Origin of the sequence: Rhizobium sp. CB3090 (assembly GCF_029714285.1) — a bacterium.
GTDB lineage: Bacteria > Pseudomonadota > Alphaproteobacteria > Rhizobiales > Rhizobiaceae > Rhizobium.
The window spans coordinates 446,826-471,392 of record NZ_CP121662.1; the positions used below are offsets into that span (position 1 = coordinate 446,826).

A 24,567-nucleotide genomic window follows, 5' to 3' on the forward strand; every position below is an offset into this window, starting at 1 on the left:
GGGATGAAATCCCGAGGGCCTTGAGCGACAAGCGAAAGGCAGCCTTACGGTGCAACGCCCCCTCAACCTGCGCTAACGCGCATCCTTCTCCCCGCCGGGGAGAAGGTGATTAAACCCGCAAAACCTTCCCCGGATTCATCACACCCGCCGGATCGAACGCCATCTTGATCCGGCGCATCAGGTCGATCTCGATTTCGGGGCGGATCGAGCCCAGTTCGTCGCGTTTCAATTGGCCGATGCCGTGTTCGGCGGAGATCGAGCCGCCATGTTCCAGCACCAGCCCGTGCACGATCTTGTTCATCTCGCGCCAGCGGCCGATGAATTCCGCCTTGTCGGCTCCCACGGGCTGCGAGATGTTGTAATGAATATTGCCGTCGCCCATGTGGCCGAAGGCGCAGATGCGGGCGCCGGGCATGGCTGCCATCACGGCTATCGCCGTCTCGTGCATGAATTTCGGGATTTGCGCGACCGGCACGGAGACATCGTGCTTGATCGAGCCGCCCTCCGGCTTCTGCGCGTCCGACATGCTCTCGCGCATGTGCCACAACGCCTTCTGCTGCGCCTCGGAGCTGGCGATGGTCGCGTCCTGAACTAGGCCAGCCTCGTAACCCTGTTCCAGCAGCGTCGTCGTCATCCGCTCGGCGGTTTCAGCCGAATCCGACGTGGAGATATCGATCAGCACATACCAGGGATGCACCGTTTCCAATGGATCGCGTACGCCCGGGATATTGCGGACAGTGAATTCGACGCCGATGCGCGGCATCAGCTCGAAACCGGTCAGGGCCGGGCCGCAGAGGCTGGAGGCATTCTTGAACAGCGTCAGCGCATCCTCGACTGACTGAATGCCGGCAAAGGCCACCTGATGGCCGAGCGGTTGCGGGAAAAGCTTCAGTACCGCGCCGGTGATGATCCCGAGCGTTCCTTCGGCGCCGATGAAGAGGTCGCGCAGATCGTAACCGGTATTGTCCTTTTTCAGCCGTCGGAGGCCGTTCCAGATTTCGCCGGTCGGCAGCACCACTTCCAGGCCGAGGCAAAGCTGGCGCATGTTGCCATAGGCGAGGACGGCCGTGCCGCCGGCATTGGTGGAGAGATTGCCGGCGATACGGCAGGAGCCCTCGGAGCCGAGCGACAGCGGAAACATGCGGCCATGCTCTTCCGCCGCCTTCTGCACATCGGCCAGGATGCAGCCGCCATCGACGATCATGGTATTGCCGACCGGATCGATATCGCGGATGCGGTTCATCCGCTCCAGCGAGAGGATGATGTCGGAGCCGCCCTCGCGCGGCGTCTGGCCGCCGACAAGGCCGGTATTGCCGGTCTGCGGCACGATCGGCGTACCGGTCTCGCTCGCAAGCTTCATGATGGCCGAAACCTCTTCCACCGAGCCGGGCTTCAAAAGCAGCGGCGATGCGCCATGATAGAGCCCGCGATTTTCGATGAGATGCGGCGCCATATCGGCCGCCTCCCGCAACACATGCTTTTCGCCGACGATCGCGGCAAAGCGATCGAGAAGGGCGGAGGAGGGGGCGGAGCTGCTCATGGCGTGTCCTTTGCCGATTTGTCTTTGACCGGATTTACTCTCTGGGCGCGGCCGCACGGCGCAGCCGGTCGTTGATGGCCTCGCCGAGACCTTCGTCGGGAATGCTGGAAAAGGCGATTGTTGTCGCGCCGGTGGCATCGGCGCGTTTCATGAAGTCGAAGAGATTGGCGGCGGCTTCCGAGAGATCGCCCGACGGGCTGAGATCAAGCACCATGGCCGCCTTCTCCACCCCGGCAATGTCTGGCCGGCCGAAACGGATCAGCGCCTCGCCCGGTAAAACAGCCGTCGCGTCGAGCCGCACCGCGGCGCCCGGCGCATAATGAGAAGCAAGCATGCCCGGGGCCTCGATGGCCGGCGAGGCACCGTTCTTTCGCTTGAGCGGCTGGCCTGCGACCCGCTCGATCTCTTCCGCCGCCAGTCCGCCCGGCCGGAGCAGCCGCATCTCTCCGTCCTCGACCTTGACAATAGTCGATTCGACGCCGACGACCGAAGCGCCGGCATCGAGGATGAGCGTAATCCTTTCGCCGAGATCGTCATGGACATGATCGGCGCTGGTGGCGCTGATCTTGCCGGACGTATTGGCGCTGGGGGCGGCGAGCGGCCGGCCGAAGGCTCGGATCAGTTCGCCGGCAAAACCCTGCGGCACGCGGATGCCGATCGTATCGAGCCCTGCCGTCGCCAGCGGATGAATATCGCTTTCCGGCCGCAGCGGCAGCACCAGGGTCAACGGACCGGGCCAAAAGGCTTCCGCCAGCTTCCGCGAGATCGGGTCGAAGATCGCATATCGTTCCGCCATGGCGAGATCGCTCATGTGGCAAATCAGCGGATTGAAACGTGGCCGCCCCTTCGTCTCGTAGATGCGGGTGATGGCGGCGGGATTGGTGGCGTCGGCGGCAAGCCCATAGACCGTCTCGGTCGGCAACCCGATCGGCAGCCCTTCGGCGAGCGTTGCCGACGCCTCGACTATCGCAGTTTCAGGGTGTTGGAGAATGTCTATGTGTCGTGCCATGGCCTGACCGGTTGCAGTTCAGGCAGTCATCATGCCTTTCGATCCATTTAGGCTTTTCAAGTTTGGGGATCAATGATCAAAGCTGGCGAATGATGTCGCGGAGCTGTTCATTGCGCGCGCCAAGCAGCAGCACATTGCGAATGGCGATCTGCGGATCATGCGTGTGGAAGAGCACGCCGTTGCCTCGGATCTCGCGATTGATCGTCAGTTTCTTTTCCGGCGATTCCTGATCCGGGTGGACGGCGACGGCAAAATACATCCGTGAATATTTCAGACTGATATTCTCGAAGAAATTGTCGTTCTGGCCGATACGGGCAAAGAAGTTGGCAATGTAGAAGGCCCAGCTCACCTCTTCATACTGCGCGAATTGCGTTCGCGCCGCTGTGACATGGCAATAGCCGAGATGCGGCGTGTCCTTCAGCGTGTGATGGAAGATCAGCTTCGGAAAGCGAATCGATTTGTGAAAGCTGTTCAGCCGGTCATGGGTTTTTTCGCCGGCGTTCCGCAACTTGTTCGCCGTGCGCTCGGCCACTTCCTCATACGAGAGATAGCGCCGCTCTTCGGCCAGCCAATGCGCCCTGTCGCGCGTGATACGGCCTGTGCGCAGGAATTCGCTGTGCGAGGCTGCCGGCAATTCCGGTTCCGGCTCTGCCGGCTTCTTGGCGTCGAAATATCTGAGCTTGGCCATGCGGCACTCACGTCTGGATATGGATACCAGTTGATAGATCGCCTAGCTTGAGCCGGGCTTAAGCGTGCCCAGCGCTCACGGTTTGAAGAGGATCAGAACCATGTCGGGTATCACCGATCTCAACCTGCTGATTTCCAGCATGAAGCCAAATCTGATCGAAGGCGAATTCGTCTTTTGCAGCCTGCCGCCTTCAGCGCTGACGGACTACGTCCATTTAAAACCGATCGGAATGTTTCAGGAAAAGGAAGGGATGACGTTGATCCTTCCGATCGAGGCAGCCCGGCAGGCGGGGCTTCCGGCTGACCCGGCGATGCGCATGATCTCACTCGACGTCCACTCCTCGCTGGAAGTGGTCGGCCTGACCGCCGCTTTCGCCACGGCACTTGGAAACGAGGGCGTCAGCGCCAATGTCGTTGCGGCCTATTATCATGACCATATTTTCGTGCCGACCGCCGATGCCGAGCGTGCCGTGGCGGCGCTGAAGGCGCTCTCCTGCCGCTCTAAAAATCCTGATAATTCAGCTCGTTGATCTCGACCGGCTTAGACTGGGTGGTTGCGGCGGTGACGATGGGATCGATCATCAGCGAGACGAGTTTCTGCAGCGGTGCGGTGCAACTCGGCCCCTTGGCAATGATCATGGGTGCGGGCTCCGGTTTGGCGGGCAACAGATCGCCCTGCGGCCATATCTTGGCGAGCTGCACCTTCGTCATCTGCACGACGTTGACATCGATATCGGTAAGCGTCCCCGGCACCCGGTAAGGACAGGTCTTCTCCGAGCAATTGTCGGATGAGGAGAATTGCCAGAGCGCATAATTGTCCCAATTGCCGAGCGGGAAAGTGCCCGTCACATCCGGCTTGTAGCGGGCATACCAGAGCGGCAGCCGCGACAGGATTGGATAGTCCTCCCGATGATCGGCGATATACTTGGCGGTGTTGTGATTGGTGTAGAGGATGGGATAGCGGCCGGTTCTGACCTTGATATGACCGACGAAGATCTGTGCATCGTCTAGCGACATGAACTGCGTCGCGTCGAGGCCATCGATATCGAGCACCATCAATTCGTCCGGTTTCGGATCGGCATAATCCAGAAAATGATTGGCCTGGTCGATCGGGTTGCCGGGCCGTCCGAGGTGGTAGGCGCCCCAGAGCAGGCCGTTCATTTTTGCGAGCACGCGGCGGGTCTGATATAGCTCGCGGCTGACAGCATATTTGCGCCACATGGTCTTGCAGTGCGCGAAGGTGTCGCCCGCATGATCGCCCGTGCAGCTAAAGCTCTCGGGCAGGCCGTCGGAAGCTTTCGAGATGAAGGCGGCGATGCGCTTGTCCTGCAGAAGCTGATCCCAATCGATGGTATTCAACTCGTAGGCATCGACGATAAGGGCGTTCTGGGGATCGTTCCAGGGTTGGTTTTCAGCGGCCGCGAGGCGGGAAGCCAGTCCCAGCAGCGCCAGAACCATCAGGAAACTGCAAATCAGAGGGTGAGTCTGCCGGTATCCCTTCATGAAATAATGGTAAGGATTGGTGGTTAATCCTTGGTTAAGAGTGAAATCGCTATAAATTGAGCTTGGGGTCCGCGCATAACTCCTTAAATTGGTAGGGATTTAAGGAATGACTACCGCGTCTTTGCGCGTTCGCATGGAGGCGCTACGCGGCAGGTAACTCGAGCCTGTCTTGGGGAACTTCCCCAATACGGAACGTTATTTGCGTCAGCACAAGATAAGCCAGGGAATGGAGATATAAATGCTTGGTTTCCGTGCAAAAATTGCGACCATTGCTGTTTCGGCCGCTGTGGCTCTGACGAGCTTCACCCCGTCCTTCGCAATGCAGATGCCCGCCGCACCCGCTGCGGCAGTAGATAAGGCTGCCCCTACCGATATTCAGCAGGTTCAATGGCGCCGCTATGGCGGTTATCACCGCGGGTACTATCCCTACTATCGCCGTGGCTGGTATGGCGGCTATCGCGGTTATCCGCGCTACCGTTATGGCTATCGCTATTATGATGGCTATTGGTACCCGCTGGCGGCCTTCGGCGCCGGAGCCATCATCGGCGGTGCGATTGCCAGCCAGCCGCGGTATGTCGCCCCGGCTGGAGGGATCAACCCACGCCATGTCGAATGGTGCGAGGCGCGCTATCGGTCCTATAGGGCTTACGACAATACGTTCCAGCCCAATCGTGGTCCTCGGCAGCAGTGCTACTCGCCCTACTATTAGGCGAGAGTTTTAGTTCCTCAATGCAAGCCGCCCGGTTGTCCGCCGGGCGGCTTTTTACTGATGGATATGTTGCCATCAGAGAATGTTGACCCGCTTCAGCAGCCACCAGGATAATACCATCGAAGCGATGATGAGCCCGACGGCATACTCCGTGCCGCCGCCACCGGTTGAAAACGGCAAATTTGATGTGTTCATGCCGAAAAAGCCGGTGACCAGAGTCGGCGGCAGCAGGAAAGCCGTCATGATCGACAGAATGTAGAGATGGCGGTTGATCTCGGAGGAAAGCTTCGAGTCGATTTCTTCGTGCAGCAGCCTGGCGCGCTCCTGCAACGCATAGACGTCGTGATCGACCGCCTCTAGCCGGCCGGTCAAGCGGCCAGCGACATCCTCGAAGCCGAGCGGCATCTCTTCGTCATCTGATGCTGCAGCGCGCCGCATCAGCGTCAAAACGGTACGCAAATGCCGGTGCAGGCGCACGATCGTCCGGCGCACCGGCGCCAGCCGTCGGCGTTCATCCCGTGGCGCGTTGTCGTAGACGAAATCCTCGATGAGGTTGAGCTCTTCGGTCATCTCCATGACCAGCGAGATCAGGGTACGCTGGAACTCGACGACCAGCAGTTCGAAAATATCGAGCGGCCACGTAAATTTGGCAGCGTTCTTTTCGATCATCATGCGCGCCCGCTCGACGCTGCGTAGCGGTTGCAGCCGGGTGGTGATAAGCATGCGGTCGGTGACCACAAAATGCAGCCAGCCGATGTCGCGCGTGTCCTGATCGAATTCGCGCTGGAAATCGACGAGCGTACCGAACAGCATCTGCTCGTCGACGGTGAGGGTCGCATGCGTCTCATGCGTGGTGAGCGCCATACGGGCCGCTTCGTTCAACCCCGGCACATCCTCCAACAAGGCAGGCACCCGAGCATCGACAAGGTTGAGATGCAGCCACAGGAAACCGTCCCCGGCAAACAGCACGGCGCGATCGGTATCATCGGACAGCCGCTCCGGCTTACTCGCGCCGGGGCGCAGACGATAAGCCCAGACAAGGCCGGGTATCGTGGTGACTGACGTGATCGTGTTCATGGCCGGGTCGTTCGTGTCCATAAGGGAATTGCCATAGTCATTGTTCATGACAATCGTTTATGCAAGTCCCGGCTGCGGCGCGACAATCAGACGAGAAGGCGGATATGCCGCAATTTTGCTCTCGAAGGAAATCTCAAAATTGACGTTTACGTAAAAATCAAATAGCTATAAACATCATGTGGCCGATAGCCTGGGTGAGGTAGACTGTCGGCATCGTCACTGCGGAGGAAGACTAATGTACAAGGCGCCGGTCGAGGAAATCGCGTTTACGCTGAAGCATGTCGCTGGCATGGGGCAGGCGATGGAGGAGGGGCGTCTCGGCGATCTCAGCGGCGATGTCGTTGACGCTATCCTGACGGAGGCCGGCCGTTTTGCAAGTGACGTGATGGAGCCGCTGGCCGAAATTGGCGATCGGCACGGCGCGAAGCTGGTTGATGGCAAGGTGGTGCTGCCCGCTGGCTGGGAGCAGCTCTATCGCGACTGGGTTGCCGGCGGCTGGAATGGGCTGACGGCGCCAGAGGAATTTGGCGGTCAGGGCCTGCCACATATGCTGAATATCGCGACGCTGGAAATGTGGAATTCCGCTTCTATGGCCTTTGGCCTCGCGCCGACCTTGACCATGGGTGCAGTCGAGGCGCTGCTCGCCCACGGTAGCGAAGACCTTAAGCGCAAGTATCTGGCAAAACTGGTCTCCGGCGAATGGGCCGGCACGATGAACCTGACCGAGCCGCATGCCGGCTCCGATGTCGGCGCGCTGCGCACTCGCGCCGAACGCCGCGACGACGGTACCTATCGCCTGTTCGGCCAGAAGATTTTTATTACCTGGGGCGATCATGAGGCGGCGGAGAATATCGTCCATTTCGTGCTCGCCCGCCTTCCGGACGCGCCGGCGGGCACCCGCGGCATTTCCCTGTTCCTCGTGCCGAAATTCCTTGTCGGCGACGATGGCGCACTCGGCGCTCGCAATGATTATTTCGCCCATTCGCTGGAGCATAAGCTCGGCATCCAAGGCTCGCCGACCTGCACGATGATCTATGGCGACGGCAAATACGGAACCGAAAAGGGTGCCGTTGCCTGGCTGATCGGCGAGGAGAACAAGGGGCTGGCCTGCATGTTCACGATGATGAACAATGCCCGTCTCGCCGTCGGTATCCAAGGTGTGGCGATCGCCGAGGCTGCGACGCAGAAGGCCATCGCTTACGCAAAAGAGCGCACGCAAGGCCGGGCGCCGGGTACGACGACCGCAGGCATGAGCCCGATCATCGAACATCCTGATGTCGCCCGCATGCTGCTGACGATGAAAGCGCTGACGCAGGGTTCGCGCGCCATCTGCTATGCCTGCGCCGAGGCGATCGACATGTCGCATCGCGATGAGAGAAGGGCACAGTATTGGCAGGAGCGGGCGGCCCTGCTGACACCGATCGCCAAATCCTTCTCCACCGACGCCGGCGTCGATGTCGCCTCGCTCGGCATTCAGGTGCATGGCGGCATGGGTTTCATCGAGGAGACGGGCGCGGCCCGCCTGCTGCGCGACGCCCGCATCGCGCCGATCTACGAAGGCACCAACGGCATCCAGGCGATCGACCTTGTGACGCGTAAGCTGACAATTACCAATGGGGACCATGTGCGTGGCTTCACCCACGAGCTGCGCGAGATCGCCGATGCCGTTGCAAGATCCAATCTGGACGGCTTCGGCGAGACGGCTGAACGGCTCTACGCTGCCATCACCGATCTCGAAGCGGCAAGCGAATGGCTGCTGGTACGCCAGGCGGAGGGCCGTATCACTGAGGCCCTGGCAGGTGCCACATCCTATCAACGGCTCTTCGGCCTCGTACTGACGGGCTGCTATCTCGCCAAAGGCGGTTTGGCCGATGTTGCAGACGGCGAGGAGGAAAAGCGCATCGCTCTTTGCCGCTTTGCTGCGGAAAACATGCTGGCCGAAACCACCGCACTCACCGATCGCATCGTCGCCGGCGCTTCCAGCCTGGAAGCCGCGCGCATCGCTCTTGCCTAAGGACATTCACTTGACCGACCACATCCTGATCGAACGCCCTGAGACCGCGCCGCATGTGCAAGTGATCCGCTTCAGCCGGCCGGAAAAGAAAAATGCCTTCACCCGCGCCATGTATCAGACAATGACCGACGCGCTGCGGGCAGCGGATGAGATCTCGGATGTCCGCGCCATCGCCTTTCTCGGCAGCGAAGGTTGTTTTTCCGCCGGCAATGATCTTGCCGATTTCCTGGCATTCGCCATGAGCGGCACCATGGGCCGCGAGGTGCTGGACTTTCTGGCCGCACTGGCAACGGCGAAAAAACCCGTCGTCTCCGGCGTCGACGGCCTGGCGATCGGCATCGGCACCACGATCCATCTCCATTGCGACCTGACGATCGCCTCCGACCGCAGCCTGTTCAAGACCCCTTTCGTCGATCTCGCCCTCGTCCCCGAAGCCGCCTCCAGCCTGCTCGCCCCCCGTGTCATGGGCCACCAGCGCGCCTTCGCTCTGCTCGCTCTCGGCGAGGGCTTTTCCGCCGCGGAAGCAAAAGACGCCGGCCTGATCTGGAAAATCACCGCGCCGGAAGCGCTGGAAGCCGAAACCCTCTCGGTCGCCGCCAAACTCGCCGCCAAGCCACCCGAGGCTCTGCGGATCGCCCGCGACCTGATGCGGGGCTCCACTGAGGATGTGCTCGCCCGCATCGAGGAAGAGGCTAGGCACTTTGCGGCGCAGTTGAAGAGCGCAGAGGCTCGGGCGGCATTCGAGGCTTTCATGAAGCGGTGAGGGGTTCTTTTCCCTCATCCGCCCTCGTGGTTCGAGACGGCCCTGCTTCGACAGGCTCAGCAGGGAAGGCCTATTTCTCCAGCGCCGCCACCACCTCGACATGCGAGCTCCAGAGGAACTGGTCGATCGGCGTTACCCTTGTGATGCGGTAGCCGCTTTCGACAAGCAGGGCCAGATCGCGGGCGAGCGTCAGGGGGTTGCAGGAGACGGCGACGATTTTTTTGACGGTAGAGCGAGCCAGTTCCTTGCTCTGGAACTCCGCACCGGCTCGGGGTGGATCGAAGACAACGGCGTCGTAGGCTTTCAGCTCCTGCGCCATCAACGGTCGGCGGAAAAGGTCGCGGCGTTCGATGGTCACCGGTTTCAGCCCCTGCGTGTTGCGCGCTGCATGGTCGAGCGCTGCCAGCGGCTTGTCTTCGCCTTCGACGGCATGCACACGGCCGATGCGCGCAAGGCGCAGCGAGAATGTGCCGCTGCCCGCGAAGAGATCGGCGATGCGCTTCGCCTTGCCGACATGGGCGGCGACCAGATCCGCCATGGCCTCTTCCGCCGGCTTCGTCGCCTGAGTAAAAGCGCCCGGCGGCGGCGACACCTGTACGCCGCCGAACTCGACCATCGGCTTCATCGGCTCGACCAGGATTTCGCCGTTCAAAGAGACGCGGGCAATGCCGCGAAGGGTGAGAACGGTCTCGATGGCACTGCGGCGCTGCTTGTCGGAGAGCTTCTTGATATCGTCGACAGCGATATCGAGACCGGAGAGCGTCTCCAGAACGGAGATGCGAAACGCCTCCGCGCTGACGGCGAGTGCAGCGCCCACAGCCCTGATCGCCGGCAGCCGCGACATGATCCCGGCCGACGCGATCGGACATTCCTGAATGGCGACGATGTGATGACTTTCGGCCTGATTGAAGCCGATCAGCATCTCCTTCTCGGTCTTGCGCGCGGCGAAGACGACACGCCGGCGCTCGCCGGGATGGGCAGCGATAATGTCGTCGACCTCGGGTGCCAGCCCCTTGGAGCGCAGCGCATCGACCACCAGCTGGCGCTTGAAGGCGCGATAGGGCTGATCCGCATAATGCTGCAGCGTGCAACCGCCGCAGGTGCCGTTGACGCCCTCCGGGCCGAAATGCCGACAGGGTGGCTCCTGCCGGTCCGGCGAGGCCGATGTGATCGACATCAATGTGCCATGGCTCTTCACTCGGGCGATGGCAACCGTCTCGCCGGGTAGCGTGAAGGGCACATAGATCGGCCCGTCAGTGCCTTGCGCAATACCGTCGCCCTGGGCGCCGAGCTTCTGGATAGTTACGGTTTCGGTGCTCATGGCTTGATCCCTGCGAGAAGAAATTCCTGATTGCCGTCGCCACCCGCGATCGGCGAGGGGATGAGACCGAGGCTCCGCCAGCCCACATCCTCGACGAACCAGCGTTCCAGCTCTGCCGCGACCGTCGGAGCGGAGGAGGGGTCCTTCAACAGGCCGCCCTTGCCGATCGCCTCGCGTCCGGCCTCGAATTGCGGCTTCACGAGCAGCGCGCAGTGCGAGCCCGGCTCTGCGAGTGCCAGGGCAGGTGCCAGCGCCAGCTTCAGCGAGATGAAGGAGACGTCCGAGGCGACGAAGGTTATGGGCTCGCCAACATCTGCGGCCGTAAGGTTGCGGGCGTTCAGGCCCTCTATGTTGGTGACGCGCGGATCGGCTGAAATGCGCGGATGCATCTGCCCGTGGCCGACATCGATGGCGGTGACATGCGCGGCACCCCGCTGCAGCAGCACTTCGGTGAAGCCGCCGGTCGAGGCGCCGACATCCAGACAGTGCTGCCCTTTTGGGTCGAGCTGAAAATGATCGAGCGCCGCCACCAATTTCAGCGCGGCCCGCGACACATAGTCCTGAGCCGGATCGTCGATCGCGATCTCAGCATCTTCGGTAAATAACGCCCCCGGCTTGCTCACCACCTTGCCGTCAACCGTTACCGTGCCGCGCTGAATGGCGTCGCGCGCCCGCGAACGGCTGGCGAAAAGCGAAAGGGAGACGAGAAGCTGGTCGAGGCGTTGCGGTTCGGACATGGGCTGTCCATGCCGGGCAATGGTCTGCGTTGCAAGCATTTTGTGTTGATGGCGGCCGATCTCGGCGTTGACGCTATGCGGCATCTGACCATAATCGCTACAAACCGGCGGTTGATGGGGGCTCGAATGCGCGGAATTTGCGGTTATGCGACGGCTATGGCGATGATTGCTATGCCGGCCTTGGCGAATGATAGCATGGCTGAGCTCAAGACCGGCGGCCTCGCCTATGTCCGAAGTGGCGATATCAGCATGGAGGACGAAAAGCTCTTCATTTCTCCGACCGAGGTGAAGGTCGATTACATCTTCGAGAACACCTCGGATAAGGATGTCGAAAGCGTCGTTGCCTTTCCCATGCCGGATATCGAGGGCGTCCTCGATAGCACGGTCGCCATCGAGGACGCCGATGCCGACAACTTCCTCGATTTCACCGTCATGCAGGACGGCAAACCGATCACGCCGACTCTCCAGCAGAACGTGACAGTCGCCGGTATCGATATGACGGCGGAGCTGAAGGCGCACAATATTCCACTGCGACCGCTCGGCTCAGCCGCGTTCAACGCGGTTGCGAAGCTGCCGCCTGATGTGCTCGAGGACTGGACGGCGCGGGGCCTCATTACCGATGACGAATATGATGATGACGGCCAGGGCATGAAGCATCATCCGACGCCGATCTGGACCTTACACACGACCTATTGGTGGCGCACCAAGTTTCCGGCCGGCGCCAAGATCAGCGTCCAGCATCGCTACAAGCCGAGCGTTGGCGGCACGGTCGCCATCACCTTTGCTGGCGACGATGACTACAAAAAAGAGCAGCTCAAAACCTATCAGACCAAATATTGCGTGGACAACGCTTTTCTTAAAACTGCCGCTAAACTATCCGACGCCGCCGACAAGGGTGGCCGCGGCTATACCGAAAGCTGGATTTCCTATGTTTTGAGCACAGGCGCCAACTGGTCCGGACCGATCAAACATTTCCAGCTAACCGTCGATAAGGGCGGCCCGGACAACTACGTCAGTTTCTGCGGCAGCGGCGTCAAAAAGACCGGCCCCACGACCTTCCAGATGACAGCGGAGAATTTTTCTCCTGAGCATGACCTCGATATTCTGATCCTCAACGCAGTACCTCGGAATTAGGCTTTTACTGCGCCGCAGGGAGTTAAATGATTTTAAAGCGGTAGCATCTACTTATGCAGAGGATTGCGATTGTCTTCTTCAGGGATAATCGCCTGCCATGACGGCTTCGCGCGTTTTGCGCCCAATCATGCCTCTTCCCTAAATTTTCGAGCATCCGGCCGCGCTCTCCCAGCGGGTTCGTCGATGTGCTCTAGGACCAGCGCTCAGGAGGCGCTCGCCCATGTTTGCGAAGAATCTTTCTTTGAATGGCAAACTCGCCATCACCTTTGCCGCACTCATCGCTCTCTTCGCCTGCGTTTCCGCATTCGTTTACGCCAAGGAAGAAGTATCCACAGGGGCCGCCGCCGAACAGCTCAAGTCACAGCAGCTCGTCAATTTGATCGACGATTCCCTGCAGGCCATGCTGGAACAGGCCGTCAACTTGCGCGGCTTCCTGCTGTTGCGCAGCAATAGCACCTACGGCGACGTCGGCACCAATCGCGATCGCATGCTGAAGAGCATGGCGGCCGCCAAGGCGGTTGCCGCCAATGAGCCTGATCTGCTTTCGGCGATCGACGCCATGCAGAAGGCCGCAGACCTCTATTTCCACCAGCTCGCCGAGCCGCAGATGAAGGCGCGCAAGGAAACGGAGATGCCACTCGATCAGATCGTCAAGATCGGCCAGAACGAAACCAAGGGCCAGCTCGACGGCTTCCGTGAGGCGGCAGCCAAGATCAAGCAAGCTGCCCGCGCCAAGGCTGATGCCTTGTCCGCCATCCAGGACGAAGCCAACAGCGATCTTCGCATCACGCTGATTGTCGGCGGCATCGTCGCCTCGCTGGCCGCTGCCGTGCTTGCCTGGCTCCTCGCGCGCACCATCGTTCGCCCGATCGTCGGCATGACCGCCGCCATGGGCCGGCTTGCCAGCGGCGAGCATAATATCGATGTGCCCGCCATTGGCCGCGGCGATGAAGTCGGCCGCATGGCCGACGCCGTCCTCGTATTCAAGGATGCAGCGATCGAGAAGCTGCGTCTTGCGGGCGAAACCGACCGCATGCGCGGCGATGCCGAGCGTCAACGTCGGATGAGCGACGAGCAGAAGGCCCGCGAAGAGGGCGAGATCCGCTTCGCCATGGAAGGATTGGCCGGCGGACTTGCCGCCCTTGCCTCTGGCAATATCACCGCGCGCCTCGACCGCGCCTTTGCGCCGCAGTTCGACGGTGTCCGCGCCGACTTCAACAATGCCGCCGAAAAGCTGGAGGCCGCCCTGCAGTCGGTCGGCCGCAATGCTTCGGCGATCAATGCCGGTGCAGGCGAAATTCGCTCGGCTGCCGACGATCTTGCCCGCCGCACCGAGCAGCAGGCCGCCGCTGTCGAAGAGACAGCAGCAGCCCTTGAGCAGGTGACGACGACGGTTCGCGATTCGGCCAAGCGCGCCGAAGATGTCGGCCATCTCGTCGAACGTGCTCGCGAGGGTGCTGAGAAGTCCGGCGAAGTGGTGCGCAAGGCGGTCTCCGCCATGCAGCAGATCGAAAAGTCCTCGGGTGAGATCAGCAACATCATCAGCGTCATCGACGATATCGCTTTCCAGACCAACCTTCTGGCCCTGAATGCCGGCGTCGAAGCCGCCCGCGCCGGCGATGCCGGTAAGGGTTTTGCAGTCGTCGCCCAGGAAGTCCGCGAGCTCGCACAGCGTTCCGCCAACGCCGCCAAGGAGATCAAGGCGCTGATCACCACGTCGAGCGATCATGTCAACACCGGCGTCTCCCTGGTCGGAGAGACCGGCAAGGCGCTGGAGCTGATCGTTTCCGAAGTGCAGGAGATCAACCGCCACGTCGGCGCCATCGTCATCGCGACCCGCGAACAGTCGACGGGCCTGCAGGAGATCAACACCGCCGTCAACAACATGGACCAGGGCACGCAGCAGAATGCCGCCATGGTCGAGGAACAGACGGCGGCGAGCCACGCACTCGCCCGCGAGGCAGCCTCCCTCAACGAACTCCTGCACCAGTTCCGCCTGAATGACATGCCGCGTGAATCCAAGCGTCCAGCGGTCGTCACCGCCCAGTCGCGCCCGGCTGCTTCGCCTGCGAGGGCATTGGGCCGCACGGTGGCCAAGGCATTTGGCGGCAAGGCTGCTGCGGCTGTTGCCCAGGATGAGTGGCAGGAATTCTGAGCAATTCCAGGAAAAGTGCGTAGCGGTTTTTCGTCCGGAATTGCGTGAAAACAAAGAGATTGAGCAGTTCAGCGATTCCGTGAAGTGCTGAACTGCTCTGAGCCGGGCGTCTTGATGACGCCGATCTCCTGACGCTTTTTTCCGAGCACCGGAGGCTCGGACGGAAAGACCATTTTGATCGGTGAACTGTCTCGCTCATTTCGGGGCGAGACAGATACCAATGAGTAGCAATGGCCGAGGGTGGTTATGACCCTTGGCCAATGCACTTTAGTACTTCGACGGAACATAAAGCTCTGGCGGTAGCACCTTGCGCTCATAGTCGGGGTTGAAGACGCGCTCCGGTAGGGTGATGTCCTCGTGAGGCACGTCCTCATAGGGAATTTGCCTGAGCAGATGGTCCATGCAGTTCAGGCGGGTGCGCTTCTTGTCATTGCCTTCGACGATGTGCCAAGGCGCTTCCGGAATGTTCGTGCGAGCAAAGGTTTCTTCCTTGGCCTTCGTATAGGCTTCCCACCGCACGCGGGACTGTAGATCCATCGGCGATAGCTTCCACTGCTTCAGGGGATCATGGATGCGCACCAGAAAGCGAAGCTGCTGTTCTTCGTCGGTGATCGAAAACCAATATTTGACAAGCCGGATCCCGGAGCGAACCAGCATGCGTTCGAACTCGGGCACGTCGTTGAAGAACTGCTGGACCTGATCTTCCGTCGCGAAGCCCATCACACGCTCGACACCGGAGCGATTGTACCAAGACCGGTCGAAGAGAACGATCTCACCGCCCGCCGGCAGATGGGGCACGTAGCGCTGGAAATACCATTGGGTCTTTTCGCGATCGGATGGCGCTGGCAGCGCGACGACCCTCGCAACGCGCGGGTTGAGCCTTTGGGTGATTCGCTTGATTGCTCCGCCTTTGCCCGCCGAATCTCGACCCTCGAAGATCACGACGACCTTTTCCTTGTGATAGGTCACCCAATCCTGCAGCTTGATTAGTTCGGCTTGCAATGACAGCAGGGCGCGGAAGTAGTCGATGCGCGGCATCGCAGCCGGATGCGCTTTCTGGTAGATTTTTCGGATCTCTTCGGAGAGAGCAGGTTCCGAGAGTTCCAACTCATAGTCTTCATCCAGCGTATCGGCCAATTCCGCTTCGAGCCAGTCGGAATACTCATGTTCTTTGTCTGGATTGCTCAAGGTTCTCTCCGCTTCTCTATGACAGCTAATGTGATAGCAGTCGAATGCATGATCGCTATCAAAGGCGCGACCATGCCTGCCCCTGCATTGCTGCAAGTTCCGCTTTGTTCATGACAGTTGGATGACTGATTGCGGCGAGACGGAGAGTAAGGGCGCCCGGAAAACCCAGGCCGACCCCAATAGGAATGCCAGATGAGTGCCGGAAGCTTGATGCCCGGACAAACGATATAGCGATAGCGAGGGAGCCGAGCTTACCCGGCGACCTCGATCATTCGGCTGCGGCCCAGCGCCTTGAACACCGTCTGCACGATGCCGGCGCGGTCGAGGCCGGCTTTGGCGTTCATGACTTCGGGCTTGGCCTGCTCCATCCAGATATCGGGCATGACCAGCGTGCGGATCTTAAGGCCATTGTCGAGCAGGCCTTCGGTGGCGAGGAACTGCATGACCTGGCTGCCGAAGCCGCCAACCGAGCCTTCCTCGACGGTGATCAGCACCTCATGATGGCTGGCAAGCTGGCGGATGAGATCGTGGTCCAGCGGCTTAGCGAAGCGGGCATCGGCAACCGTTGTCGATAGGCCGGCAGCGTCGAGATCTTCGGCAGCGGCTAGACTGTCGGCGAGTCGCGTGCCGAAGGATAGCAGCGCCACCTTCGACCCCTGCTTGACGATACGGCCCTTGCCGATCTGAAGAATTTCGCCGCGTTCCGGCAGTTCGATGCCGACACCTTCGCCACGGGGATAGCGGAAGGAGATAGGGCCGAGATCGTAGGCGGCTGCCGTGCGCACCATATGCTTCAGCTCCGCCTCGTCGGCAGCGGCCATGACCACGAAGCCGGGCAGGGTGGCGAGGAAGGCGGTATCGAAGGAACCGGCATGCGTCGGCCCGTCGGCGCCTACGAAACCGGCGCGGTCGATCGGGAAGCGCACTGGCAGGCCCTGGATCGCGACATCATGCACCACCTGGTCATAGGCGCGCTGCAGGAAGGTCGAATAAAGTGCCGCGAACGGCTTGAAACCCTCGGCGGCGAGGCCGGCCGCGAAAGTGACGGCGTGCTGCTCGGCAATACCGACATCGAAACAGCGGGCCGGGAAAAATTCCTGCAGCTTATCGAGTCCGGTGCCATTCGGCATGGCGGCGGTAATGCCGACGATCTTGTCGTCCAGCATCGCTTCCTGCACCAGTGCATCGGCGAAGACGCTGGTATAGCTCGGTGCGTTCGGCTTCACCTTGGCCTGCGCACCGGTGATGACGTCAAACTTGTTGACGCCGTGATATTTGTCCGCTGCCGCTTCGGCGGGGGCATAGCCCTTGCCCTTTTGCGTCACCACATGGATCAGCACCGGCCCCTGCGCATGGTCCCGCACATTCCGTAGGACCGGAAGCAGATGGTCGAAGGAATGACCGTCGATCGGGCCGATGTGGTAGAACCCCATCTCCTCGAACATCGTCCCGCCGGTGACATAGCCTCGTGCATGCTCCACGGCGCGGGTAATGGCACGGTCGACATTCTTGCCGAGATAGGCGGTCAGCTTCTTGCCGAAATCGCGGAAGCCCATATAGGTGCGGCCGGAGGCAAGGCGGGCCAGATAGGCGCTCATGGCCCCCGTCGGCGGGGCGATCGACATGTCGTTGTCATTGAGGATGACGATCAGCCGGGCGTCGAGCGCGCCGGCATTGTTCAGCGCCTCATAGGCCATGCCGGCCGACATCGCGCCGTCGCCGATGACCGCAATGACGCGGCGGTCGGTCTTGTCGAGTTCGGCAGCAACCGCCATGCCGAGGCCGGCGGAGATCGACGTCGAGGAATGCGCGGCGCCGAAGGGATCGTATTCGCTCTCTGCCCGGCGGGTGAAGCCGGAAAGTCCGTCCTCCTGGCGCAGCGTGCGGATACGGTCGCGGCGGCCGGTCAGGATCTTGTGCGGATAACACTGATGGCCGACGTCGAAGATCAGGCGGTCGTTCGGCGTATCGAAGACATTGTGGATGGCGATGGTGAGTTCGACAACGCCGAGGCCGGCGCCCAGATGCCCACCCGTGCGCGATACCGCGTCGATCATCTCTTCGCGGAGCTCGCTGGCGAGTTGCGGCAAATCCCGGTCCTCCAGCTTTCGCAGGTCGGAAGGATAGTGGACCTGGTCCAGCAGGGGCGTCTCTGGCATATGTGTCAAGGCTGAAGCCTCTTTCTTGCTATTCTTGGGCGGCGGCCCGCCTTTATGTCAAAACAGATTGCGTCAGAAGGCGACGAATTCAAGGACTGCCAGAACAAGAAACATTTGGCATTGTTATGAACCCGTTAGCTTTCCGGCAAAGGAATAAACTCTTCCTCGTCTCCCGGCACGATGTCGAAACGGCCGGTGCGCCATTCTTCCTTGGCCTTTTCGATGCGTTCCTTGGAAGAAGACACGAAATTCCACCAGATATAGCGCTTCGAATTGAGCGCCGCACCCCCAAAAAGCATAAGATGACAGCCTTTCTCAGCCGCCTCTAAGGCAATAGCATCGCCGGGGCGGAAGACAAGGAGCTGATCCTGCTCGAAACGGTCGCCGGCAACGATCAATGAGCCGGAGAGAATATAGACCGCACGTTCCTCATGTTCGGCGCCGAATGGGAACTTCACGCCGGGCTGAAGCTGAAGATCGACATAGAGCGTGTCGGAGAAGACTTTGACCGGCGAGGTTACGCCCTCGAAGCTTCCGATAACCACGCGGCCCGTCGCACCGCCGTCGTTGATCGGCGGTAGATCGCTCTTTTCGGTATGGGTAAAGTCCGGATCGATCTCTTCCTTGTCGTCCGGCAGCGCGAGCCAGGTCTGCAGGCCGGACATCGCCAGCGGATGGCCGCGCAGATTGTCCGGCGTGCGTTCGGAATGCACGATGCCGCGCCCGGCCGTCATCAGGTTGATATCGCCGGGGCGAATGATCTTTTCCGTACCCAGGCTGTCCATGTGACGGATTTCGCCGTCGAAAAGATAGGTGACGGTCGAAAGGCCGATATGCGGATGCGGCCTGACATCCACTGCTTCGTCGGGTCTCAGCACCGCCGGACCCATACGGTCAAAGAAGATAAACGGCCCCACAAGCCGCCGTCGGCTGCTCGGGAGCGCGCGACGGACGGAAAAGCCGCCAAGATCCGTCGTGCGCGGAATGATGAGATGCTCGATCGCGTCGCAGGCGAAGGCATCGCCGGGCAGTGGATCTTTGCCAGGAAAGAAGGACATGGCGAGCGCTCCATTGAGTTGCCGATTAACTTAGCTGGAAAGAGCAACAAGTGATAGCAGAAGCTGCGGGGATGTTGCAGCCTCACCTATCGAAGAGGGCATGAGCCGATGACTGCATCATCGCCTGCTTTGCTCCCCAAAGTCAGGCATTCGCCGTCATGGCAGAGCGTCCAGCCGCTGGCGGTCTTGCCTGATGCGGCAAGCGACAGCCTTGCGATCGGCATCCGCTTTGGTTTCCAATTCCACCATCCATCTTTCAGGACAGCGTCATCTCCCGGTTCCATACCCGCACCGGAACCTTTGATCCAGGCCTCGGTCAGCACCAAACCGGCCGGTCGGACGCTCCAAGCCTCCCGCCATTCAGTTTTCTCGATCGAATGCGTCCATTGCAAGGTGAAGGCCGTCGCTGCGACCGTGATCAGCTTGCCGCCGGTGAGGATGCACAGGCTCATGGCGTAACCGGTTCCTGCGGTGGATGACGGTTGCGCCACCAATGAACGGCGATTACCGCTGCGCCGACGGCAAACCCCGCCTCATCCGTCAAGGGCAGCGCAACAATAAGGCTGACACCGGCGGCGAAGGCGAGCAGGCGTTCCGCCAGCGTCAGGCGCGCCAGCAGAAAGCCGACCGATGCTGCGCCCCAGAGCGCGATGCCGAAACAGGCTTTGAAGACGATGTAGGCGACTTCGACGGGATAACCCCACGCGGCCGCCAGCGGGCCTGCATCCTGCAGCATGAGCGCCGGTGTGTACACCGCCATGAACGGCACGGCGAAGCCGGCCGTGGCGAGTTTCGTCGCCTGCACCGCAATGCGCAGGCCCGATGCCTTCGCCATGGGGGCCGCGGCGAAGGCAGCGAGGGCAACCGGCGGCGTGAGGTCTGCCATAATGCCGAAATAGAATACGAACATGTGGCTGACGAGCAGCGGCACACCGAGTTGCAGCAGCGCCGGTCCCGCCAGCGATGACGTGATGATGTAGTTCGGAATGGTTGGAATGCCCATGCCGAGCACGAGACAGGTCAGCATCGTCAATACCAGCGAAAGGAAGAGATTGTCCTTGCCGATGCTGATGATCGCCCCGATGAAGGTGGAGGCGATGCCGGTCAATGTCAGCGTGCCGATAACGATGCCGACGATGGCACAGGCAATGCCCACCGGAAGCGCATTCTTGGCGCCTTCGGCCAGCGAATCGCGGCAGATGCCGAGCGTCTCGCGCCCTCCCTTGAAGAGGACGCAGGCAAGCACGAGGGCACCGATCACCAAGGCAAGGATGTTCACGCCGAATTTGGTGAAGGAAGCAGCCGCAAGGCCAAGGATGATCCAGAACACGCTCCGCAGAACCTTCGGACCGATGAGAGCCGAGAGCGAGGTTCCAAGAATGAGGACGACGACCAGTGCCAGCCCCATCGTCCCGGCATAGATCGGCGTATAGCCGGCAAAGAGGAGATAGACGAGCGCCGCGAGCGGCAGCACCAGCGGCCAGTGCTGCCGCACCGCCTGCCAGGGATTTGGCAGTTCGGATTTTTTCATGCCGCTCAGGCCGGCCTTGCCGGCCTCCAGGTAGACGATCCAGAAACAGACGCCGAAGTAGAGGAAGGCAGGGATCAACGCTGCCTTGACGATTTCCGCATAGGGGACATTGAGGGTCTCGGCCATGATGAAGGCGACGGCGCCCATGACTGGCGGCATGATCTGACCGCCCATGGACGACGTCGCCTCGACACCACCGGCAAAGGCGGAGCGGAAGCCGAAGCGCTTCATCAGCGGAATGGTGAATTGCCCGCTGGCGACGACGTTCGCCACACCCGATCCCGAGATTGTCCCCATCAGCGCCGAGGAGAGCACGCAGACCTGCGCCGGCCCGCCGCGCCAGGTGCCAACCAGACCAAGAGCGAAATCGTTGAAAAGGGCGAGCATTCCGGCGCGTTCGAGAAAGGCGGCAAAGACCACGAAGATGAAGATGTAGCTGGCCGAGACGTAGATCGGCGTGCCGTAGATGCCTTCGGTGCCGTAGCTGAATTGCTCGATGATCTGCGCGAAATCATAGCCCCGGTGATTGAAAGGCGAAGGCAAATGATTGCCCACGAAACAATAGAGGAAGAAGATCGCCGCAATGATGGTCAGCGGCAGGCCCATCAGCCGGCGCGCACTCTCGAAGACGAGAGCGATCAGGATCACGCCGACCGTAAGGTCGATCTCCGTCAGGAAACCGGCGCGCTCGATCAGCGCGGCATAGAATATCCAGTTATAGACACCTGTCAGGAAACCGATGATGCCGAGCGCCCAGAGCACCATTTTGCCAAACGGGGTTTTGGCGACGAGATTTCCGAGCAGCGCGAAGCCGAGCAGCAGCAGAAAACCGACATGCATCGCGCGTACGATCTGGCTGGGCAAGGTGCCATAGGCCGCCGTCCAGAGCTGGAATAGCGAAAAGCTGAATGCGATCCAGAATGCGACGCGGCCGGATAGCCCATCGCCGAATCCCTGCGGAAGGCCTTCGATCGGCTCTTCGGCAGAATGCGGTGCGAGATATTGCTGCCCGGACTCGATATCGGTCATTGCTGCCCCCGGCTTCGATGGGTTGGAATTTCCGCGATTGCGACGGTGTTGGCGGGTGCGCTTCGTCTGATTGAGATTCGACGCACCCAAACCGGCGTTATTTCAGAAGGCCTACTTCGCGGTAATAGCGCTCCGCGCCGGGATGCAGCGGCACAGGCATGCTCTCGAGTGCTTTGGAGCGATCAATCGCTTTTGCAGCGGCATGAGCGGCAGATAGCGGTCCGAGATTTTCGAAGAGCAGCTTCGTCATCTGATAGACGGTCTCATCGGGGACACCCTCATGCGTGATGAGAAAATTACCGACGGCTGCCGTTTCCACATCTTCGGTCTGACCCTGATAGGTGCCTGCCGGGATTTTCACCGAAATATACGGCGCTCCGATCTTGGCAACATCGGCGGCAGGCACGGCCACAACATTGATCGGTAGTGAGCTTGCCAGGTCGCGAATCGATGCGACGCCCAATCCGGCCGATTGCAGGGTCGCATCGAGCTGGCGATTCTTCATAAGTTCGACTGATTCCGCAAAGGGCAGGTATTCGGTCTTGCCAAGCTCTTTGTAGCTCATGCCGGCGGCCTGCAGGATGGCGCGGGCGTTCAGCTCCGTACCCGATTTCGGCGCTCCGACGGAAAGGCTCTTGCCCTTCAGATCGGCCAGCGTCTTGATGCCCGATTCTTTGGAGGCGACGATCTGGATGTAATTCGGATAGATCGCGGCTATGCCGCGAAGCTTGGTGAGCTTACCGGGAAAACCGGCCTCCTTGTTGCCTTCCCAGGCCATTTGCACGGAATCGCCGAGCGAAAATCCGATTTCGCCCTTGCCCTGCTGCAGAAGATTGAGATTCTCCACCGAAGCCTTGGTGGCCTGCACCTGCGTTCTGGCGCCAGGAATATTGTCGCCGTAGATTTTAGCCAACGCCACGCCGAGCGGATAGTAAACGCCCGATGTCCCCCCGGTCAGCACATTGATGAATTCTTCGGTCTTGGCGGTAGTTGCCGTAAGGATGCAGGTAAGAGCCAGTGTGCTGGCGGCAATGAAATTGGCTGCAGTACGTTTCACGATTGTCCTCCCCAATCAATCCCTCAACGGCGCTATCATGGGCGGAGAGCCGGATGGCGTCAATGAGAGGTTGAAGATCTGAGGATGCAAACCGGAGAACCGCTCTTCTGGCGAGCGCTATGCCTTATTGTCCATCCAGCGGTTCCGTTCCCTGCGGCTTGCCGGCCCGGTCGAGCCTGATTTTCTCGATGCGGTTCTCGGCTGCCGTGAGCAGGGCTTCGCAATGTTTCTTCAGCGCTTCGCCACGCTCATAGATGGCAATGGATTCGTCGAGCGCCACGTCGCCGCGTTCCAGCCGCGCGACGATGCTTTCGAGCTCCGCCACGGCCTTTTCGAAGGAATAGCCGGACACATCCACTTTGGCGTTTTCGCTCATCATCAACCCTTCATCATGCGCAAAATATGCAAGCCCGCCGATTCGGCGAGGCCTTCGAGATCATAGCCGCCTTCGAGCAGGCTGACGACCCGGTTCTTGGCGCTGCGGTCGGCGGCTTCCAGGATTCGCCCGGTCGCCCAGTCGAAATCCTCGCCGGTGAGATTGAGTTGGGCCAGGGGATCGCGATGATGGGCGTCGAAGCCGGCCGAGATGAGGATGAGGTCAGGGCGGAAATCATCGAGCGCCGGCAGCACGCGAGATTTGAAAGCCTCGCGGAAATGGTCGCCGCCGGTATTGGGCGAAAGCGGCGCGTTGACGATGGTATTATGCGCGCCTCGCTCGTCCTTTTTGCCAGTGCCCGGGTAAAGCGGCATTTGGTGCGTGGAGCAGAAGAGCACCGAGGGATCGTCCCAGAAGATGTCCTGCGTGCCATTGCCGTGATGCACATCCCAATCGACGATGGCAATGCGCTCGGCTCCATGGGCTTTCTGCGCATGGCGGGCGGCGATTGCCACATTGTTGAAGAAGCAGAAGCCCATGGCCTTGTTCTTCTCGGCGTGATGACCGGGCGGACGGGCCGCGACGAAGACATTGTCGGCCGCGCCCGAGAACACGTCGTCGACTGCGGCCATCGCGCCGCCGACGCCATGCATGATGGCCTGCAAGGTCTTCGGGCTGGCATAGGTGTCGGCTTCGAGCTGGTTGATCTCATCGTCGTCACCCCCGTCGGGGATCGAGCGCAGGACGAAGGTCAGGTGCTCTTCCGGATGGGCCAGCAGCACCGCGTCCTCGCTGGCGAGCGGCGCTTTGCGACGGTCCAACCTTTCGAAGTTCGGATGCTCCAGCGCGATATTCAGCGACCGCAGCCGGTCCGGCCTCTCCGGATGACCCGGCGGGGTAAGGTGTTCCAGAAAAATCGGGTGCTCGTAAAGACGTGTGCTCATGAAACCAATCTACAGACGAGATATGACATCTGCTACCGGACATGGGCAGTATCATCATAATGTCAACAATCCATCTTAACCACGTTGAGCTACCAACCGTTTACTTCTTGAGGCGCGATGTTAAGCTTTCATTAAGGTGCGAGCCGCGCCGGCTGAGGTTTTGCGTTATGATGGGTATCGAACGATCTGATGTCATCGAGATGCGGATACCGCCTCGCGATGTCGACAGGCAGGGGCAGATGTTCATCGCCTCCTACATCTCCCAGGCGGAAACGGCATTGTCGAATTTTTGGCGCGCGCGGCCGCTGGTGAACGACGAGCCGGCATACATCGCCACAAAGGCCTCGTGTGCGCTGCACCGGGCGTTGCGCTATGACGAACTGGCCCGTTTTTCGGTCAGCGTCAACAAAATCGGCGGCAAGTCGGTCGGCTTCCTGGTCATGGTCGAAACCGGCAATGAGCTCGCGGCGGAGGTGGAAATCCTCTGGCTCGCCGTGCGCGGCGAGGAACACGATCCCGTGCCGCTGCCCGAAGACACCCGCGACTGGCTCTACAAGTACTTGGATTGACCTTTTG

22 protein-coding genes are annotated in these 24,567 nt (G+C 60.6%); 7 read left to right on the forward strand and 15 right to left on the reverse strand.

Going from position 1 to position 24,567, the window contains the following annotated elements; genetic code table 11:
• Nucleotides 1-109: 109 nt before the first annotated feature.
• The 3 genes from QA646_RS02135 to QA646_RS02145 all read right to left on the reverse strand — a co-directional run bounded on the left by QA646_RS02135 (nt 110) and on the right by QA646_RS02145 (nt 3,237).
• Entirely contained in the window at nt 110-1,540 is a 1,431-nt protein-coding gene (locus QA646_RS02135; RefSeq protein WP_283057316.1) for an FAD-binding oxidoreductase, read from the reverse strand.
• 34 nt (nt 1,541-1,574) lie between these two features.
• Nucleotides 1,575-2,549, reverse strand: a complete 975-nt coding sequence (locus tag QA646_RS02140) for an L-threonylcarbamoyladenylate synthase (protein WP_283057317.1) — start codon at nt 2,547-2,549, stop codon at nt 1,575-1,577.
• 76 nt (nt 2,550-2,625) lie between these two features.
• On the reverse strand, nt 2,626-3,237 hold the full coding sequence (locus QA646_RS02145; protein ID WP_283057318.1) for a DUF6656 family protein: 612 nt from the start codon (nt 3,235-3,237) through the stop codon (nt 2,626-2,628).
• Between the two features lie 100 nt (nt 3,238-3,337).
• On the opposite strand from QA646_RS02145, the gene QA646_RS02150 reads away from it, so the two are divergent.
• Entirely contained in the window at nt 3,338-3,766 is a 429-nt protein-coding gene (locus QA646_RS02150) for an ACT domain-containing protein (protein WP_283057319.1), read from the forward strand.
• Here QA646_RS02150 and QA646_RS02155 read toward each other — a convergent pair.
• Nucleotides 3,738-4,694: a GH25 family lysozyme gene (locus QA646_RS02155; RefSeq protein WP_283057320.1), complete on the reverse strand. Its 957-nt coding sequence runs from the start codon at nt 4,692-4,694 to the stop codon at nt 3,738-3,740. The genes QA646_RS02150 and QA646_RS02155 overlap by 29 nt on opposite strands.
• A 283-nt stretch (nt 4,695-4,977) precedes the next feature.
• On the opposite strand from QA646_RS02155, the gene QA646_RS02160 reads away from it, so the two are divergent.
• On the forward strand, nt 4,978-5,448 hold the full coding sequence (locus QA646_RS02160) for a BA14K family protein (RefSeq protein ID WP_283057321.1): 471 nt from the start codon (nt 4,978-4,980) through the stop codon (nt 5,446-5,448).
• A gap of 75 nt (nt 5,449-5,523) precedes the next feature.
• On the opposite strand, the gene QA646_RS02165 is transcribed toward QA646_RS02160, so the two are convergent.
• The gene (locus QA646_RS02165; protein WP_283058941.1) at nt 5,524-6,525 is read right to left on the reverse strand and encodes a transporter; all 1,002 of its coding nucleotides are present in this window, start codon (nt 6,523-6,525) and stop codon (nt 5,524-5,526) included.
• A 235-nt stretch (nt 6,526-6,760) separates the two neighbouring features.
• On the opposite strand from QA646_RS02165, the gene QA646_RS02170 reads away from it, so the two are divergent.
• On the forward strand, nt 6,761-8,539 hold the full coding sequence (locus QA646_RS02170; RefSeq protein WP_283057323.1) for an acyl-CoA dehydrogenase: 1,779 nt from the start codon (nt 6,761-6,763) through the stop codon (nt 8,537-8,539).
• Between the two features lie 10 nt (nt 8,540-8,549).
• Nucleotides 8,550-9,302 (forward strand): crotonase/enoyl-CoA hydratase family protein, encoded by a 753-nt coding sequence (locus tag QA646_RS02175; RefSeq protein ID WP_283057324.1) that lies wholly within the window; start codon nt 8,550-8,552, stop codon nt 9,300-9,302.
• Nucleotides 9,303-9,372: 70 nt separating this feature from the next.
• Here QA646_RS02175 and QA646_RS02180 read toward each other — a convergent pair whose 3' ends face one another.
• Both QA646_RS02180 and QA646_RS02185 read right to left on the reverse strand, forming a co-directional pair.
• Entirely contained in the window at nt 9,373-10,623 is a 1,251-nt protein-coding gene (locus tag QA646_RS02180) for a class I SAM-dependent RNA methyltransferase (protein ID WP_283057325.1), read from the reverse strand.
• Nucleotides 10,620-11,360: a TlyA family RNA methyltransferase gene (locus tag QA646_RS02185; RefSeq protein ID WP_283057326.1), complete on the reverse strand. Its 741-nt coding sequence runs from the start codon at nt 11,358-11,360 to the stop codon at nt 10,620-10,622. Before QA646_RS02185 ends, QA646_RS02180 begins: the two co-directional genes overlap by 4 nt.
• 126 nt (nt 11,361-11,486) lie before the next feature.
• On the opposite strand from QA646_RS02185, the gene QA646_RS02190 reads away from it, so the two are divergent.
• Together QA646_RS02190 and QA646_RS02195 are read left to right on the forward strand one after the other, a co-directional pair.
• Nucleotides 11,487-12,494 carry a DUF4424 domain-containing protein gene (locus QA646_RS02190; RefSeq protein ID WP_283057327.1) on the forward strand — a complete coding sequence of 336 codons (1,008 nt, stop codon included), beginning with the start codon at nt 11,487-11,489 and terminating at the stop codon, nt 12,492-12,494.
• Nucleotides 12,495-12,714: 220 nt separating this feature from the next.
• Nucleotides 12,715-14,649, forward strand: a complete 1,935-nt coding sequence (locus tag QA646_RS02195; RefSeq protein WP_283057328.1) for a methyl-accepting chemotaxis protein — start codon at nt 12,715-12,717, stop codon at nt 14,647-14,649.
• 267 nt (nt 14,650-14,916) lie between these two features.
• Here the strand turns inward: QA646_RS02195 and ppk2 are convergent, their stop codons facing one another.
• The 8 genes from ppk2 to QA646_RS02235 all read right to left on the reverse strand — a co-directional run bounded on the left by ppk2 (nt 14,917) and on the right by QA646_RS02235 (nt 23,991).
• Nucleotides 14,917-15,837, reverse strand: a complete 921-nt coding sequence (gene ppk2, locus QA646_RS02200) for a polyphosphate kinase 2 (protein ID WP_283057329.1) — start codon at nt 15,835-15,837, stop codon at nt 14,917-14,919.
• A gap of 251 nt (nt 15,838-16,088) precedes the next feature.
• On the reverse strand, nt 16,089-18,005 hold the full coding sequence (gene dxs, locus QA646_RS02205; RefSeq protein WP_283057330.1) for a 1-deoxy-D-xylulose-5-phosphate synthase: 1,917 nt from the start codon (nt 18,003-18,005) through the stop codon (nt 16,089-16,091).
• A 125-nt stretch (nt 18,006-18,130) separates the two neighbouring features.
• Nucleotides 18,131-19,054 carry a pirin family protein gene (locus tag QA646_RS02210; protein ID WP_283057331.1) on the reverse strand — a complete coding sequence of 308 codons (924 nt, stop codon included), beginning with the start codon at nt 19,052-19,054 and terminating at the stop codon, nt 18,131-18,133.
• An 86-nt stretch (nt 19,055-19,140) separates the two neighbouring features.
• Nucleotides 19,141-19,506, reverse strand: coding sequence for a DUF1850 domain-containing protein (locus QA646_RS02215; RefSeq protein WP_283057332.1), 366 nt, complete (start codon nt 19,504-19,506; stop codon nt 19,141-19,143).
• Nucleotides 19,503-21,614, reverse strand: coding sequence for a TRAP transporter permease (locus QA646_RS02220; protein WP_283057333.1), 2,112 nt, complete (start codon nt 21,612-21,614; stop codon nt 19,503-19,505). The genes QA646_RS02215 and QA646_RS02220 overlap by 4 nt, the downstream gene beginning before the upstream one ends.
• A 97-nt stretch (nt 21,615-21,711) precedes the next feature.
• The gene (locus QA646_RS02225; RefSeq protein WP_283057334.1) at nt 21,712-22,671 is read right to left on the reverse strand and encodes a TAXI family TRAP transporter solute-binding subunit; all 960 of its coding nucleotides are present in this window, start codon (nt 22,669-22,671) and stop codon (nt 21,712-21,714) included.
• 124 nt (nt 22,672-22,795) lie between these two features.
• Entirely contained in the window at nt 22,796-23,047 is a 252-nt protein-coding gene (locus QA646_RS02230; RefSeq protein WP_283057335.1) for an exodeoxyribonuclease VII small subunit, read from the reverse strand.
• A gap of 2 nt (nt 23,048-23,049) precedes the next feature.
• Nucleotides 23,050-23,991, reverse strand: coding sequence for a histone deacetylase family protein (locus QA646_RS02235; RefSeq protein WP_283057336.1), 942 nt, complete (start codon nt 23,989-23,991; stop codon nt 23,050-23,052).
• A 167-nt stretch (nt 23,992-24,158) separates the two neighbouring features.
• Here QA646_RS02235 and QA646_RS02240 point away from each other — a divergent pair, with 167 nt between their 5' ends.
• Nucleotides 24,159-24,560 carry a thioesterase family protein gene (locus QA646_RS02240; RefSeq protein WP_283057337.1) on the forward strand — a complete coding sequence of 134 codons (402 nt, stop codon included), beginning with the start codon at nt 24,159-24,161 and terminating at the stop codon, nt 24,558-24,560.
• Nucleotides 24,561-24,567 lie beyond the last annotated feature (7 nt).

Excerpts from the sequence above, each read along its gene's own strand:
- QA646_RS02135 (WP_283057316.1), bottom strand. The coding sequence starts at position 1,540 with ATGAGCAGCTCCGCCCCCTCCTCCGCCCTTCTCGATCGCTTTGCCGCG.
- QA646_RS02140 (WP_283057317.1), bottom strand. The coding sequence starts at position 2,549 with ATGGCACGACACATAGACATTCTCCAACACCCTGAAACTGCGATAGTC.
- QA646_RS02145 (WP_283057318.1), bottom strand. The coding sequence starts at position 3,237 with ATGGCCAAGCTCAGATATTTCGACGCCAAGAAGCCGGCAGAGCCGGAA.
- QA646_RS02150 (WP_283057319.1), top strand. The coding sequence starts at position 3,338 with ATGTCGGGTATCACCGATCTCAACCTGCTGATTTCCAGCATGAAGCCA.
- QA646_RS02155 (WP_283057320.1), bottom strand. The coding sequence starts at position 4,694 with ATGGTTCTGGCGCTGCTGGGACTGGCTTCCCGCCTCGCGGCCGCTGAA.
- QA646_RS02160 (WP_283057321.1), top strand. The coding sequence starts at position 4,978 with ATGCTTGGTTTCCGTGCAAAAATTGCGACCATTGCTGTTTCGGCCGCT.
- QA646_RS02165 (WP_283058941.1), bottom strand. The coding sequence starts at position 6,525 with ATGAACACGATCACGTCAGTCACCACGATACCCGGCCTTGTCTGGGCT.
- QA646_RS02170 (WP_283057323.1), top strand. The coding sequence starts at position 6,761 with ATGTACAAGGCGCCGGTCGAGGAAATCGCGTTTACGCTGAAGCATGTC.
- QA646_RS02180 (WP_283057325.1), bottom strand. The coding sequence starts at position 10,623 with ATGAGCACCGAAACCGTAACTATCCAGAAGCTCGGCGCCCAGGGCGAC.
- QA646_RS02185 (WP_283057326.1), bottom strand. The coding sequence starts at position 11,360 with ATGTCCGAACCGCAACGCCTCGACCAGCTTCTCGTCTCCCTTTCGCTT.
- QA646_RS02190 (WP_283057327.1), top strand. The coding sequence starts at position 11,487 with ATGCGCGGAATTTGCGGTTATGCGACGGCTATGGCGATGATTGCTATG.
- QA646_RS02195 (WP_283057328.1), top strand. The coding sequence starts at position 12,715 with ATGTTTGCGAAGAATCTTTCTTTGAATGGCAAACTCGCCATCACCTTT.
- QA646_RS02210 (WP_283057331.1), bottom strand. The coding sequence starts at position 19,054 with ATGTCCTTCTTTCCTGGCAAAGATCCACTGCCCGGCGATGCCTTCGCC.
- QA646_RS02215 (WP_283057332.1), bottom strand. The coding sequence starts at position 19,506 with ATGAGCCTGTGCATCCTCACCGGCGGCAAGCTGATCACGGTCGCAGCG.
- QA646_RS02220 (WP_283057333.1), bottom strand. The coding sequence starts at position 21,614 with ATGACCGATATCGAGTCCGGGCAGCAATATCTCGCACCGCATTCTGCC.
- QA646_RS02230 (WP_283057335.1), bottom strand. The coding sequence starts at position 23,047 with ATGAGCGAAAACGCCAAAGTGGATGTGTCCGGCTATTCCTTCGAAAAG.
- QA646_RS02235 (WP_283057336.1), bottom strand. The coding sequence starts at position 23,991 with ATGAGCACACGTCTTTACGAGCACCCGATTTTTCTGGAACACCTTACC.
- QA646_RS02240 (WP_283057337.1), top strand. The coding sequence starts at position 24,159 with ATGATGGGTATCGAACGATCTGATGTCATCGAGATGCGGATACCGCCT.